Consider the following 12,295-nt stretch of genomic DNA (forward strand, 5'->3'; position numbering starts at 1 on the left):
CTACCAGACGTAGGCGAGGACTTCCCCGCCCACACCACGCTTGCCGGCCTGCTTGTCGGTCATGAGACCGGCGGACGTCGAGATGATCGCGACGCCCAGCCCGCCCAGGACTCGAGGCAGATTGTCCTTCTTCGCATAAACCCGCAGACCGGGCTTGGAAACCCGGCGCAGGCCCGCGAGCGAACGCTCACGGGTCGGCCCGAACTTGAGCTCCACCACGAGGTTCTTTCCAACCTTGGCGTCTTCGACGGTCCAAGACTGGATGTAACCCTCCTGCTGGAGGATCTCGGCGATGTGCGCCTTGATCTTCGAATACGGCATCGTCACGCTCTCGTGGTACGCCGAGTTCGCATTTCGCAGACGCGTCAGCATGTCTGCGATCGGGTCGGTCATCGTCATGGCCAGTGGCCTTCCTCGCCGCGGTTTCCAGTCGGTGAAGACGAGCTCTACCGGTGGACCTACGGCGTGGTCAGGGGCGCTCTACGAGAGCGCCCTCGTTTGACATTTCTAGATGTACGGCTGGCGGAGGCGACACGCAGGCCGCCTCCTTAGGGTATCTACCAGCTCGACTTGGTGATGCCAGGCAGCTCGCCCCGGTGCGCCATCTCGCGGAAGCACACGCGGCACAGGCCGAACTTCCTGTAGACGGCGCGCGGACGGCCACAGCGCGTGCAACGCGTGTACGCCCGGACCTCGAACTTCGGCTTGCGCCCCGCCTTGGCGATCAGCGACTTCTTCGCCATGATCAGGCCTCCTTGAAGGGGAAGCCGAGAAGCTTGAGCAGCGCCCGGCCCTGGTCGTCGTTCTTCGCGGTGGTCACGATCGTGATGTCCATGCCCCGCGGCCGGTCGACCTTGTCCTGGTCGACCTCGTGGAACATGACCTGCTCGGTCAGACCGAAGGTGTAGTTGCCGTTGCCGTCGAACTGCTTGGGCGACAGACCGCGGAAGTCCCGGATACGGGGCAGCGCGAGCGCCAGCAGACGGTCGAGGAACTCCCACATGCGGTCGCCGCGCAGCGTCACGTGCGCGCCGATCGGCATGCCCTCACGCAGCTTGAACTGCGCGATGGACTTGCGTGCCCGGACGACGGCCGGCTTCTGGCCGGTGATCACGGTCAGGTCGCGGACAGCGCCCTCGATGAGCTTGGAGTCGCGGGCCGCCTCGCCGACACCCATGTTGACCTTGATCTTCACCAGGCCGGGGATCTGCATGACGTTCTCGATGCCGAAGTCCTTGCGAAGCTGCGCCGCGATCTCCTCGCGGTACTTCGTCTTCAGGCGCGGCGTCGGGCGCTCGGTCTCAGTGGTCGTGGCGGTCATCAGCTGTCCTCACCCTCCGCAGCGTCGGCCTTCTTCTCGTCGGCCTTCTTCTCGGCGGGCTTCTCGTCCTTGAGCTTCTTCACGTTGGAGACGTGAATGGGAGCCTCCATGGTCTGCACACCGCCGGTCTTGGCGCCGCGCGGACCCTGGTGGGTCTCCTTGGAGTGCTTCTTGATCATGTTGACGCCCTCGACCACCACGCGGTCCTCCCGCGGGTAGGTGGCGATCACGTGACCCTTGGCACCCTTGTCCTTGCCGGCGATGACCTGGACCATGTCACCCTTGCGCACGTGCGACTTCGACATCACAGCACCTCCGGAGCGAGCGAGATGATGCGCATGAACTTCTTGTCGCGCAGCTCACGGCCGACCGGGCCGAAGATACGAGTGCCGCGAGGGTCACCGCTGTCCTTGATGATGACGGCGGCGTTCTCGTCGAAGCGGATGTAGGAGCCGTCCGGACGGCGGCGCTCCTTCACCGTGCGGACGATGACGGCCTTGACCACGTCGCCCTTCTTGACGCCGGTGCTACCGGGCAGGGCGTCCTTGACAGTGGCGACGATGACGTCGCCGATTCCCGCGTAGCGCCGACCCGAGCCACCGAGCACACGGATGCAAAGGATCTCCTTGGCACCCGTGTTGTCGGCGACTTTGAGTCGCGACTCCTGCTGGATCACAGTTACTCCTGTTAGTCGCGCCAGTTCTCATTACTTCTGAGCTTGGCGGAACCTATCTGGTCTTGTTCCCACGGAAACAACCCTGGGGTCGCACCGCAGGCGACGTGAGGGTCTCCCACGTCCTTGGACACCGTCATGGGGGCTGTCTCCAGCCCCCACGAGGCGCGGTATATCCGAGAAGGGCTACTTGGCCTTCTCGAGGATCTCCACGACCCTCCACCGCTTGGTGGCGGAGAGCGGGCGGGTCTCCATCAGGAGCACGCGGTCGCCCACGCCACAGGCGTTGGCCTCGTCGTGCGCCTTGTACTTGGTCGTACGGCGGATGACCTTGCCGTACAGACGGTGCTTGACGCGGTCCTCGACGGCGACGACGACGGTCTTGTCCATCTTGTCGCTGACGACCAGGCCCTCGCGGACCTTGCGGAAGTTCCGCGCGTCTTCGGTTGTCTCGGTGGTCTCGGTCTCAGCCATCGCTCGTCTCCTTCTCGACCGTGACGATGCCCAGCTCGCGCTCGCGCATCACGGTGTAGATACGGGCGATCTCGCGGCGGACGGCACGAAGCCGCCCGTGGCTCTCCAACTGACCGGTCGCTGACTGGAAGCGGAGGTTGAACAGCTCCTCCTTGGCTTCCTTGAGCTTCTGGACCAGGGTGTCCTGGTCCTCCACTCGCAGCTCGCCGGCGGTCAGGCCCTTAGCCATCACGCCTCACCCACTTCACGCTTTACGATCTTGCACTTCATCGGGAGCTTGTGGATCGCCCTGGTGAGCGCCTCGCGCGCGATCGGCTCGGCGACACCGGACAGCTCGAACATCACCCGACCGGGCTTGACGTTCGCGATCCACCACTCCGGCGAACCCTTACCGGAACCCATGCGGGTCTCGGCGGGCTTCTTGGTGAGGGGGCGGTCCGGGTAAATGTTGATCCACACCTTGCCGCCACGCTTGATGTGGCGGGTCATGGCGATACGAGCCGACTCGATCTGGCGGTTGGTCACGTAAGCGTGCTCAATCGCCTGAATGCCGAACTCACCGAACACGACCCTGGTGCCGCCCTTGGCGGCGCCGCTGCGGTCGGGCCGGTGCTGCTTGCGGTGCTTGACCCTGCGCGGGATCAGCATGGTCAGCTCCCTTCAGCACCCGGCTGCGCAGCCGGGCCGGTCTCGGGGGCAGCCTGCGCGGCCGCCTCAGTCCTGGGCGCGCGGTCGCCACGGCCGCCACCACCGCGACGGGCGCCACCGGCGCCACCACCGCGACGGGGACGGTCGCCGCCACCACCGCGACGGTCGTCACGCTCGCGACGCTGGCCGGCGCGGGCGCCGGCGGCGGCCGCCTCGCGCTCGGCGCGGCTGGTCGGAGCCTCACCCTTGTAGATCCACACCTTCACGCCGATCCGGCCGAAGGTGGTCCGGGCCTCGTAGAAGCCATAGTCGATGTCCGCGCGGAGCGTGTGCAGGGGCACACGGCCTTCGCGGTAGAACTCCGACCGGGACATCTCGGCGCCGCCCAGACGACCCGCGCACTGGACACGGATGCCCTTGGCGCCGGACTTCATGGCCGACTGCATCGCCTTGCGCATGGCACGGCGGAACGAGACACGGCTGGACAGCTGCTCGGCGACGCCCTGGGCGACGAGCTGCGCGTCGATCTCGGGGTTCTTGACCTCGAGGATGTTCAGCTGAACCTGCTTCTTGGTCAGCTTCTCGAGGTCGCCACGGATACGGTCCGCCTCGGCGCCGCGGCGGCCGATCACGATGCCGGGACGCGCGGTGTGGATGTCCACCTGCACGCGGTCCGTCGTGCGCTCGATCTCGACCTTGGAGATGCCGGCCCGCTCCATGCCCTTCTGCAGCATGCGACGGATCGCGACGTCCTCCGCGACGTACGACTTGTAAAGCTTGTCGGCGTACCACCGGCTCTTGAAGTCGGTCGTGATGCCGAGGCGGAACCCGTGCGGGTTAACCTTCTGGCCCACTAGCGGGTCCTTCCCTTCGGCTCGCGGGATTCCACGATCACAGTGATGTGGCTCGTCCGCTTGTTGATCCGGTAGGCGCGACCCTGGGCACGCGGGCGGAACCGCTTCAGCGTCGGGCCCTCATCGACCCACGCGCGGCTCACGAAGAGCGTCTGCGGGTCGAGATCGAAGTTGTGCTCGGCGTTCGCCATCGCGGACGAGAGCACCTTGTAGATCGGCTCGCTCGCCGCCTGGGGAGCGAACTGCAGCACGGCCTGCGCCTCCGAAGCGGGCAGCCCGCGAATAAGGTCCACCACGCGGCGGGCCTTGAGGGGCGTGACACGGACGAACCGCGCCTGAGCCCTGGCTTCCATCGCTTTCTCCTACTTCCGGGACGCTACCGCCGGCTGCGGCGGTCTTCCTTGACGTGGCTGCGGAACGTACGCGTCGGGGCGAACTCCCCGAGCTTGTGACCGATCATCGACTCGGTGACGAACACCGGGACGTGCTTGCGGCCGTCGTGCACGGCGATCGTGTGCCCGAGCATGTCGGGAATGATCATGGATCGACGCGACCACGTCTTGATGACGTTCTTGGTGCCCTTCTCGTTCTGAACATCCACCTTCTTCTGAAGGTGATCGTCCACGAAGGGGCCCTTCTTAAGACTACGTGGCATTGTGGCTGCTCCTACCGCTTCTTCCTCTTGGACCGACGGCGGATGATCAGCCTGTCACTGGCCTTGTTCGCCTGACGGGTACGGCCCTCGGGCTTGCCCTTGGGGTTGACCGGGTGGCGACCACCGGAGGTCTTACCCTCACCACCACCGTGCGGGTGGTCGACGGGGTTCATCGCGACACCGCGGACGGTCGGGCGCTTGCCCTTCCACCGCATACGGCCGGCCTTACCCCAGTTGATGTTGGCCTGCTCGGCGTTGCCCACCTGGCCGACCGAAGCGCGGCAGCGGACGTCCACCATGCGCATCTCGCCCGAGGGCATACGCAGCGTGGCGTACTGGCCCTCCTTGGCGAGCAGCTGGATCTGCGCGCCCGCGGAACGGCCCAGCTTGGCGCCACCGCCCGGCCGCAGCTCCACCGCGTGGATGAAGGTACCGGTCGGGATGTTGCGCAGCGGCAGGCAGTTGCCCGGCTTGATGTCGGCCGAGGGGCCGTTCTCGATCCGGTCACCCTGCTTGAGGCCGGTCGGCGCGATGATGTAGCGCTTCTCGCCGTCGGCGTAGTGCAGCAGAGCGATGTTGGCGGTGCGGTTGGGGTCGTACTCGATGTGTGCGACCTTGGCCGGAATGCCGTCCTTGTCATGCCTACGGAAGTCGATGATCCGGTAGGCGCGCTTGTGACCGCCGCCTTGGTGGCGTGCGGTGACCCGGCCGTGTACGTTCCGGCCGCCCTTGCTGTGAAGGGGCGCAAGCAGCGACTTCTCGGGCGTGCTGCGGGTGATCTCGGAGAAGTCCGAGACACTCGAGCCGCGGCGACCCGGGGTCGTCGGCTTGTACTTACGGATGCCCATCTTTTTCGTTCATCCTTTGTCGGTTACATGGGACAGCCCGCCGCACTGACGTGCGGCGGTTTCCCTTACTAGCTATGTACGGCGAGCGTTCAGCCGATCTGACCGAAGATGTCGATCCGGTCACCCTCGACCAGGCTCACGATCGCGCGCTTGGTGTCGGGCCGCTTGCCGAACCCGGTGCGGGTCCGCTTGCGCTTCCCCTGCCGGTTGATCGTGTTCACGCTGGTGACCTTGACCCCGAAGATCTGCTCGACCGCGATCTTGATCTGGGTCTTGTTCGCGGTCGTCTTCACCAGGAACGTGTACTTGTTGTGCTCGTCGATCAGGCCGTAGCTCTTCTCGGAGACCACCGGCTTGACGATGATGTCGCGCGGGTCGGCGACCCTCTCGAGCCTGCCCAGAGTCTCAGTCATCAGGCTTCCTTCCCGCTCTGGCTCAACCTGGCGACAACCTGGTCGTACGCCTCCTGGGTGAAGACCACGTCGTCGTGGACGAGCACGTCGTAGGTGTTCAGCTGCCCGGAGTCCAGCAGGTGGACCTCGGGAGCGTTGCGCAGGCTCAGCCAGGTCAGCTCGTCGGCCTCGTCGACCACGATGAGGACGCTCTTGGCCTGAGTGATCTTACGCAGTGCCTCGAGCGCGGCCTTGGTCTTCGGCGTCTCGCCGGTGACCAGCCCGCTCACCACGTGCACGCGACCGCCGGTCGCCCGGTCGGACAGGGCGCCACGCAGCGCGGCGACCTTCATCTTCTTGGGCGTCCGCTGCGAGTAGTCGCGCGGGACCGGACCGTGGACGACGCCACCGCCGGCGAACTGCGGCGCACGGGTCGAGCCCTGACGGGCGCGGCCGGTGCCCTTCTGGCGGTAAGGCTTCTTACCGCCACCGCTGACCTCACCACGGGTCTTGGCCTTGTGGGTGCCCTGCCGGCGAGCGGCGAGCTGGGCCACGACCACCTGGTGGATCAGCGGAACGTTGACCTTGGCGCCGAAGATGTCTTCGGGCAGGTCTACAGTGCCGGCCTTGGCGCCGCTGGCGTCGAGGACGTCAATAGTGGTGCTCACTTGGCAGCCCCCTTCTTGGCAGCGGTGCGAACGAGGACCAGGCTTCCGTTGGCGCCGGGGATCGCACCCTTGATCAGGATGAGGCCCTTCTCGGCGTCCACGGAGTGAACCTTCAGGCTCTGCACGGTGGTGCGGACGTTACCCATCCGACCAGCCATACGCAGACCCTTGAAAACGCGGCCCGGGGTGGCGCAGCCACCGATGGAACCCGGCGAGCGGTGCTTGCGCTGCGTACCGTGCGACGCGCTCAGACCCTTGAAGCCGTGACGCTTCATGACACCGGCGAAGCCCTTGCCCTTGCTCTTGCCCGTCACGTCGACGAACTGGCCGGCCTCGAAGGTGTCGGCCAGCAGCTCCTGGCCCAGGGTGTAGTCGCTCGCGTCGTCGGTGCGGATCTCCGCGAAGTAACGGCGCGGGGTGATGTCGTGCTTGCGCAGGTAGTCGCCGAGCGGCTTGTTGACCTTCCTGGGGTCGACCTGCCCGAAGCCGAGCTGGATGGCGGAGTAGCCGTCCTTGTCGGCGGTGCGGACGCGGGTCACCACGCACGGACCGGCCTCGACCACGGTCACCGGTACCATCCGGTTGTCCGCGTCGAAGACCTGGGTCATGCCGAGCTTCTTGCCCAGGACGCCCTTGATCGTCTTAGCCATGTCAGTGCGTTCCCTCAGAGCTTGATCGAAATGTCGACGCCCGCGGGGAGGTCGAGCCGCATGAGCGAGTCGACGGTCTTGGGCGTCGGGTCGATGATGTCAATCAGCCGCTTGTGCGTGCGCATCTCGAAGTGCTCGCGGCTGTCCTTGTACTTGTGCGGCGAGCGGATGACGCAGTACACGTTCTTCTCGGTCGGCAGCGGCACCGGGCCCGCGACCTTCGCGCCAGTCCGCGTCACCGTCTCGACGATCTTCTTGGCCGAGCTGTCGATGACCTCGTGGTCATAGGCCTTAAGCCGGATGCGGATCTTCTGTCCCGCCATAGTGGCCTCGGTGTCCTTCGCTGTCGTCTGAAAAAGTATCGTGCGGCAGGTTGCCGCTGAATTGACCCCACGTGACAGACGTTGGTGATCTGCCGTTTGATTCCGTGATCCGGCAGTTTCTTCGGTCACTGGCCGAAGCCACTGCTGGATCACGGCTGTTTCGTGGAGCCGCGGGGCGGAAGCCGTACGGACTCCTGCCCCGGTCACGCGATGGCGGTCGGTCCCTGGTCTCCCGGGGGCCGACCGCCCCGCGGTCGTGCTACTTGAGGATCTTCACGACGCGACCGGCGCCGACGGTGCGGCCACCCTCGCGGATCGCGAACTTGAGGCCTTCCTCCATGGCGATGGGCTGGATCAGCTCAACGCGCATTTCGGTGTTGTCGCCCGGCATGACCATCTCGGTGCCCTCGGGGAGGTTCACAACACCGGTCACGTCAGTCGTACGGAAGTAGAACTGAGGACGGTAGTTGTTGAAGAACGGCGTGTGACGGCCGCCCTCGTCCTTGGACAGGATGTAGACCTGGCCGGTGAACTCGGTGTGCGGGGTGGTCGTGCCCGGCTTGATGATGCACTGGCCGCGCTCGACGTCGTCGCGCTTGATGCCGCGGAGCAGCAGCGCGGCGTTGTCGCCCGCGTGACCCTCGTCGAGCATCTTGTTGAACATCTCGATGCTGGTGACGGTGGTGGTCGTCTTCTCCGGCTTGATGCCGATGATGTCGACCTGCTCGTTGACCTTGACGATGCCGCGCTCGATACGACCGGTGACGACGGTGCCGCGACCGGTGATCGAGAAGACGTCCTCGACCGGCATGAGGAACGGCTTCTCCGTGTCACGCGGCGGCTCGGGCACGTTCTCGTCGACGGCGTTCATCAGCTCGATGATGCTGTCGGCCCACTTCTCGTCGCCCTCGAGAGCCTTGAGAGCGGATACGCGGACGACGGGCAGGTCGTCACCGGGGAACTCCTGAGCCGAGAGCAGCTCGCGGACCTCGAGCTCGACGAGCTCCAGGATCTCCTCGTCGTCGACCATGTCGGCCTTGTTGAGGGCCACGACGATGTAGGGGACGCCGACCTGGCGGGCCAGGAGGACGTGCTCCTTCGTCTGCGGCATCGGGCCGTCGGTGGCGGCGACCACGAGGATGGCGCCGTCCATCTGAGCAGCACCGGTGATCATGTTCTTCACGTAGTCGGCGTGACCGGGGCAGTCCACGTGGGCGTAGTGCCGCTTCTCGGTCTGGTACTCGACGTGCGCGATGGAGATCGTAATACCGCGAGCCTTCTCCTCGGGCGCCTTGTCGATCTTGTCGAACGGCGTAGCCTGGTTCAGCTCGGGGAAACGGTCGTGAAGCACCTTGGTGATCGCCGCGGTCAGCGTGGTCTTGCCGTGGTCGATGTGCCCAATGGTGCCGATGTTCATGTGCGGCTTATTCCGCTCGAACTTGGCCTTGCCCACTGGTTCTCTCCTTGAGAATCTGACTGACTTTCGTCTACACACTCGGGCCCGGGAGTTCCCGAACCCCTAGCGGTGGTACGGCTCGCGCCGTGCCACCAGAGTCGCGGCGGTTTCCCGCCGCAGGGGTCCCGGAGCATCTGCACCCCGAAACCCTTCGGCAGCGGGGCGACGATCTCTCGTCGCCCCCGCCATAGGGGTCCCGGAGTTATTCGCCCCGAACCTTCGCGACGATCTCCTTGGCGATGCCGGGCGGCACCTCCGCGTAGGAGTCGAACTGCATGTTGTAGCTCGCCCGCCCCTGCGTCTTGCTACGCAGGTCGCCCACGTAGCCGAACATCTCCTGCAGTGGCACGAGAGCCGTGATGACCCGGGCGCCGGAGCGCTCGTCCATCGACTGGATCTGTCCGCGGCGACTGTTGAGGTCACCGATGACGTCACCCATGTAATCCTCGGGCGTGGTGACCTCAACGGACATCATCGGCTCGAGAAGCACTGCGTCCGCCTTGCGCGCGGCCTCCTTGAAGGCCATCGAGCCGGCGATCTTGAAGGCCATTTCCGAGGAGTCGACGTCGTGCGCGGCACCGTCGGTCAGCGTCACCTTCACGCCCACCATCGGGTAGCCGGCCAGCACGCCGAACTCGGCGGCCTCCTGAGCGCCCGCGTCCACCGACGGGATGTACTCCCTGGGGATGCGGCCACCCGTGACCTTGTTCGCGAACTCGTAGCCGTCGTTGCCCTCGCCCAGCGGCTCCAGGTTGATGATGACCCGCGCGAACTGACCGGAACCACCGGTCTGCTTCTTGTGGGTGTAGTCGACCTTCTCCACCGTGCGGCGGATGGTCTCGCGGTAGGCGACCTGCGGACGACCGACGTTGGCCTCGACCTTGAACTCGCGGCGCATCCGGTCGACCAGGATCTCCAGGTGGAGCTCACCCATGCCCCAGATGACCGTCTGACCGGTCTCCTCGTCGCGCCGGACCTGGAAGGACGGGTCCTCCTCGGCCAGCCGCTGGATGGCGGTGCTGAGCTTCTCCTGGTCGCCCTTGGTCTTGGGCTCGATCGCGACGTTGATGACCGGGGCAGGGAACGTCATCGACTCGAGGATCACCTGGTTCGCCGGGTCAGACAGGGTGTCACCCGTGGTGGTGTCCTTGAGACCCATGACGGCGACGATCTGACCAGCGGTCGCGGACGGGCGCTCCTCGCGCTTGTTCGCGTGCATCTGGTAGATCTTGCCGATCCGCTCCTTCTTCCCCTTCACGGAGTTGACGACCGACGAACCGGCCTCGAGCGATCCCGAGTAGATGCGCAGGTAGGTCAGCTTGCCCAGGTGCGGGTCGCTCATGATCTTGAAGGCCAGCGCGGCGAACGGCTCGTCCGGGTCCGCGTGACGCTCGATGGTCGCCTCCTCGTTGCCGACCGCGTGGCCCTTGAAGGCCGGGATGTCGATCGGCGCGGGGAGGTAGGCCACGATCGCGTCGAGCAGGGGCTGCACGCCCTTGTTCTTGAACGCGGTGCCGGTCAGAACCGGGTTGATGGCGCCCGAGATGGTCGCGCGCCGGATGGCGGCCACCAGCTGCTCCTCGGTCGGCTCCTGAGCCTCGAGGTAGAGCTCCATCAGCTCGTCGTCGTTCTCGGAGACGGTCTCGACCAGCTTGTCGCGCCACTCGCGAGCGGCTTCCGCGTGGTCGGCCGGGATGTCGACGGTGTCGTACATCTCGCCCTTGGCCGCGTCCTCGCTCCAGAGCAGGCCCTTCATCTTCACCAGGTCGATGACGCCCTTGAAGCCGGCCTCGACGCCCCAGGGAAGCTGGATGACGGCCGGGGTGGCGTCCAGGCGGGACACCATCATGTCGACGCAGCGGTGGAACTCCGCGCCGACCCGGTCCATCTTGTTCACGAAGCAGATGCGGGGCACGTTGTAGCGGTCAGCCTGCCGCCAGACCGTCTCCGACTGCGGCTCGACACCCGCGACACCGTCGAACACGGTGACCGCACCGTCGAGGACGCGCAGGTTGCGCTCGACCTCGATGGTGAAGTCGACGTGGCCCGGGGTGTCGATCAGGTTGATCGTGTGACCGTCCCACTCGCAGGTCGTCGCGGCGGACGTGATCGTGATGCCGCGCTCCTGCTCCTGCTCCATCCAGTCCATGGTGGCAGCGCCATCGTGGACCTCACCGATCTTGTAGTTGATACCGGTGTAGAACAGGATGCGCTCGGTCGTCGTGGTCTTGCCCGCATCGATATGGGCGATGATCCCAATGTTGCGGACCTTGGCCAGGTCTAGAGCGGTCGTTGCGGCCACTTCTCTCGCGTCCTCGTCGTCTCGTCGAACCCGCCGGGTTACCAGCGGTAGTGGGCGAAGGCCTTGTTGGACTCGGCCATCTTGTGGGTGTCCTCGCGCTTCTTGACGCTCGCGCCGAGGCCGTTGCTGGCGTCGAGGAGCTCGTTCATGAGGCGCTCGGTCATGGTCTTCTCGCGGCGGGCGCGCGAATACTGCACCAGCCAGCGCAGGGCCAGCGTGGTGCTGCGCGCGGCGCGCACCTCGACGGGCACCTGGTAGGTCGCGCCACCGACGCGGCGGCTGCGGACCTCGAGGGTCGGCTTGACGTTGTCAAGCGCACGCTTGAGGGTGACGACCGGGTCGTTGCCCGTCTTGTCCCTGCAGCCCTCGAGGGCGCCGTACACGATCGACTGCGCGATGGAGCGCTTGCCGTCCAGGAGCACCTTGTTGATCAGTGCGGTGACAAGCGGCGAGTTGTAGACCGGGTCAGACATGAGCTGACGGCGGCCGGGAGAACCCTTACGAGGCATAGTTAGCTCTTCTCCCTCTTCGCGCCGTACTTGCTGCGGGCCTGCTTGCGGTTGCGGACACCCTGGGTGTCGAGCGAGCCGCGGATGATCTTGTAGCGAACACCCGGCAGGTCCTTCACACGACCGCCGCGAACCAGCACGATCGAGTGCTCCTGCAGGTTGTGACCCACACCCGGAATGTAGGCCGTGACCTCGATGCCGTTGGTGAGGCGCACACGGGCGACCTTACGCAGTGCCGAGTTGGGCTTCTTCGGGGTCGTGGTATAGACGCGCTGGCACACGCCGCGTCGCTGCGGATTCCCCTTGAGGGCAGGAGTCTTGGTCTTTGCGACCTTGTCCTGCCGGCCCTTGCGGACCAACTGCTGAATAGTGGGCACTGCCACTCCGTCCTTGGCCGGTCTTACGTCAGTTGTTGCATTTTGCAGGTTCTGCCGGTGTCATGACCTGCGGTTTTCCCCTGTCTCCGCGCCCCCGCGCTCGGGCGTGTCGCGCTCTTCGCACAGACACATCCGCAGGGACAAT

General features: G+C 65.7%; 20 protein-coding genes. All 20 read right to left on the reverse strand.

Annotated features, from left to right (window positions below; all coding sequences use genetic code 11):
- Positions 1-399: a 30S ribosomal protein S8 gene (gene rpsH, locus ACIBHX_RS09930; RefSeq protein ID WP_357624595.1), complete on the reverse strand. Its 399-nt coding sequence runs from the start codon at positions 397-399 to the stop codon at positions 1-3.
- 158 nt (positions 400-557) lie between these two features.
- On the reverse strand, positions 558-743 hold the full coding sequence (locus ACIBHX_RS09935) for a type Z 30S ribosomal protein S14 (protein WP_393170488.1): 186 nt from the start codon (positions 741-743) through the stop codon (positions 558-560).
- 2 nt (positions 744-745) lie between these two features.
- Positions 746-1,321, reverse strand: coding sequence for a 50S ribosomal protein L5 (rplE, locus tag ACIBHX_RS09940; RefSeq protein WP_214326900.1), 576 nt, complete (start codon positions 1,319-1,321; stop codon positions 746-748).
- A complete protein-coding gene (rplX, locus tag ACIBHX_RS09945; RefSeq protein ID WP_397066005.1) occupies positions 1,321-1,626 on the reverse strand; it encodes a 50S ribosomal protein L24 in 306 nt (101 codons plus the stop codon). The genes rplE and rplX overlap by 1 nt, the downstream gene beginning before the upstream one ends.
- Entirely contained in the window at positions 1,626-1,997 is a 372-nt protein-coding gene (gene rplN / locus ACIBHX_RS09950; RefSeq protein ID WP_026214151.1) for a 50S ribosomal protein L14, read from the reverse strand. Before rplN ends, rplX begins: the two co-directional genes overlap by 1 nt.
- A 183-nt stretch (positions 1,998-2,180) precedes the next feature.
- Positions 2,181-2,468, reverse strand: coding sequence for a 30S ribosomal protein S17 (gene rpsQ, locus ACIBHX_RS09955; RefSeq protein WP_397066007.1), 288 nt, complete (start codon positions 2,466-2,468; stop codon positions 2,181-2,183).
- Positions 2,461-2,697, reverse strand: coding sequence for a 50S ribosomal protein L29 (gene rpmC, locus ACIBHX_RS09960; RefSeq protein ID WP_138694754.1), 237 nt, complete (start codon positions 2,695-2,697; stop codon positions 2,461-2,463). Before rpmC ends, rpsQ begins: the two co-directional genes overlap by 8 nt.
- Positions 2,697-3,116, reverse strand: a complete 420-nt coding sequence (gene rplP / locus ACIBHX_RS09965; RefSeq protein WP_397066009.1) for a 50S ribosomal protein L16 — start codon at positions 3,114-3,116, stop codon at positions 2,697-2,699. Before rplP ends, rpmC begins: the two co-directional genes overlap by 1 nt.
- A 2-nt stretch (positions 3,117-3,118) precedes the next feature.
- Positions 3,119-3,970: a 30S ribosomal protein S3 gene (rpsC, locus tag ACIBHX_RS09970; protein WP_397066011.1), complete on the reverse strand. Its 852-nt coding sequence runs from the start codon at positions 3,968-3,970 to the stop codon at positions 3,119-3,121.
- A complete protein-coding gene (gene rplV / locus ACIBHX_RS09975) occupies positions 3,970-4,323 on the reverse strand; it encodes a 50S ribosomal protein L22 (RefSeq protein ID WP_214326895.1) in 354 nt (117 codons plus the stop codon). Before rplV ends, rpsC begins: the two co-directional genes overlap by 1 nt.
- A 23-nt stretch (positions 4,324-4,346) precedes the next feature.
- Positions 4,347-4,625, reverse strand: a complete 279-nt coding sequence (gene rpsS, locus ACIBHX_RS09980; RefSeq protein WP_397066013.1) for a 30S ribosomal protein S19 — start codon at positions 4,623-4,625, stop codon at positions 4,347-4,349.
- 11 nt (positions 4,626-4,636) lie between these two features.
- Complete coding sequence (gene rplB / locus ACIBHX_RS09985; RefSeq protein WP_132509668.1) at positions 4,637-5,473, reverse strand: 50S ribosomal protein L2; 837 nt, start codon at positions 5,471-5,473, stop codon at positions 4,637-4,639.
- Positions 5,474-5,562: 89 nt separating this feature from the next.
- Complete coding sequence (gene rplW / locus ACIBHX_RS09990; protein ID WP_397066014.1) at positions 5,563-5,886, reverse strand: 50S ribosomal protein L23; 324 nt, start codon at positions 5,884-5,886, stop codon at positions 5,563-5,565.
- A complete protein-coding gene (gene rplD, locus ACIBHX_RS09995) occupies positions 5,886-6,533 on the reverse strand; it encodes a 50S ribosomal protein L4 (protein ID WP_397066015.1) in 648 nt (215 codons plus the stop codon). The genes rplW and rplD overlap by 1 nt, the downstream gene beginning before the upstream one ends.
- Entirely contained in the window at positions 6,530-7,183 is a 654-nt protein-coding gene (rplC, locus tag ACIBHX_RS10000; protein WP_397066016.1) for a 50S ribosomal protein L3, read from the reverse strand. The genes rplD and rplC overlap by 4 nt, the downstream gene beginning before the upstream one ends.
- A gap of 14 nt (positions 7,184-7,197) precedes the next feature.
- Positions 7,198-7,506 (reverse strand): 30S ribosomal protein S10, encoded by a 309-nt coding sequence (gene rpsJ / locus ACIBHX_RS10005; RefSeq protein ID WP_012887830.1) that lies wholly within the window; start codon positions 7,504-7,506, stop codon positions 7,198-7,200.
- Between the two features lie 259 nt (positions 7,507-7,765).
- Positions 7,766-8,959, reverse strand: a complete 1,194-nt coding sequence (gene tuf, locus ACIBHX_RS10010) for an elongation factor Tu (protein WP_397066018.1) — start codon at positions 8,957-8,959, stop codon at positions 7,766-7,768.
- A gap of 205 nt (positions 8,960-9,164) precedes the next feature.
- Positions 9,165-11,264: an elongation factor G gene (gene fusA, locus ACIBHX_RS10015; protein ID WP_397066020.1), complete on the reverse strand. Its 2,100-nt coding sequence runs from the start codon at positions 11,262-11,264 to the stop codon at positions 9,165-9,167.
- Between the two features lie 38 nt (positions 11,265-11,302).
- Positions 11,303-11,773, reverse strand: a complete 471-nt coding sequence (rpsG, locus tag ACIBHX_RS10020; RefSeq protein ID WP_214326889.1) for a 30S ribosomal protein S7 — start codon at positions 11,771-11,773, stop codon at positions 11,303-11,305.
- 2 nt (positions 11,774-11,775) lie between these two features.
- Complete coding sequence (gene rpsL, locus ACIBHX_RS10025; protein ID WP_214326888.1) at positions 11,776-12,150, reverse strand: 30S ribosomal protein S12; 375 nt, start codon at positions 12,148-12,150, stop codon at positions 11,776-11,778.
- Positions 12,151-12,295: the final 145 nt, after the last annotated feature.

The sequence above is a fragment of the Nonomuraea sp. NPDC050536 genome, assembly GCF_044457685.1.
Classification (GTDB): Bacteria; Actinomycetota; Actinomycetes; order Streptosporangiales; family Streptosporangiaceae; genus Nonomuraea.

Coding starts and splice junctions, on each gene's coding strand:
- rpsH (WP_357624595.1), bottom strand. CDS start 399: ATGACGATGACCGACCCGATCGCAGACATGCTGACGCGTCTGCGAAAT.
- ACIBHX_RS09935 (WP_393170488.1), bottom strand. CDS start 743: ATGGCGAAGAAGTCGCTGATCGCCAAGGCGGGGCGCAAGCCGAAGTTC.
- rplE (WP_214326900.1), bottom strand. CDS start 1,321: ATGACCGCCACGACCACTGAGACCGAGCGCCCGACGCCGCGCCTGAAG.
- rplX (WP_397066005.1), bottom strand. CDS start 1,626: ATGTCGAAGTCGCACGTGCGCAAGGGTGACATGGTCCAGGTCATCGCC.
- rpsQ (WP_397066007.1), bottom strand. CDS start 2,468: ATGGCTGAGACCGAGACCACCGAGACAACCGAAGACGCGCGGAACTTC.
- rpmC (WP_138694754.1), bottom strand. CDS start 2,697: ATGGCTAAGGGCCTGACCGCCGGCGAGCTGCGAGTGGAGGACCAGGAC.
- rplP (WP_397066009.1), bottom strand. CDS start 3,116: ATGCTGATCCCGCGCAGGGTCAAGCACCGCAAGCAGCACCGGCCCGAC.
- rplV (WP_214326895.1), bottom strand. CDS start 4,323: ATGGAAGCCAGGGCTCAGGCGCGGTTCGTCCGTGTCACGCCCCTCAAG.
- rpsS (WP_397066013.1), bottom strand. CDS start 4,625: ATGCCACGTAGTCTTAAGAAGGGCCCCTTCGTGGACGATCACCTTCAG.
- rplB (WP_132509668.1), bottom strand. CDS start 5,473: ATGGGCATCCGTAAGTACAAGCCGACGACCCCGGGTCGCCGCGGCTCG.
- rplW (WP_397066014.1), bottom strand. CDS start 5,886: ATGACTGAGACTCTGGGCAGGCTCGAGAGGGTCGCCGACCCGCGCGAC.
- rplC (WP_397066016.1), bottom strand. CDS start 7,183: ATGGCTAAGACGATCAAGGGCGTCCTGGGCAAGAAGCTCGGCATGACC.
- rpsJ (WP_012887830.1), bottom strand. CDS start 7,506: ATGGCGGGACAGAAGATCCGCATCCGGCTTAAGGCCTATGACCACGAG.
- rpsG (WP_214326889.1), bottom strand. CDS start 11,773: ATGCCTCGTAAGGGTTCTCCCGGCCGCCGTCAGCTCATGTCTGACCCG.